Genomic DNA, 283 nt, shown 5'->3' with positions numbered 1-283 from the left:
GGCTTTCACATCTCGCTTAACAAACCGCCTGCGTACGCTTTACGCCCAGTAATTCCGATTAACGCTCGCACCCTCCGTATTACCGCGGCTGCTGGCACGGAGTTAGCCGGTGCTTCTTCTGTAAGTAACGTCACAGCTAAGCGCTATTAACACTTAACCTTTCCTCCTTACTGAAAGTGCTTTACAACCCGAAGGCCTTCTTCACACACGCGGCATGGCTGCATCAGGCTTGCGCCCATTGTGCAATATTCCCCACTGCTGCCTCCCGTAGGAGTCTGGGCCG

General features: G+C 54.1%; 1 rRNA gene. It reads right to left on the bottom strand.

The annotated features are described in order from the left end of the window. Nucleotides 1-283: ribosomal RNA gene (locus tag JIG37_RS13375) — 16S ribosomal RNA — on the bottom strand; the annotation flags it as partial.

Origin of the sequence: Pseudoalteromonas sp. bablab_jr010, assembly GCF_016464105.1 — a bacterium.
Classification (GTDB): domain Bacteria; phylum Pseudomonadota; class Gammaproteobacteria; order Enterobacterales; family Alteromonadaceae; genus Pseudoalteromonas; species Pseudoalteromonas simplex.
This window is presented reverse-complemented; position numbering and strand designations above follow the sequence as displayed.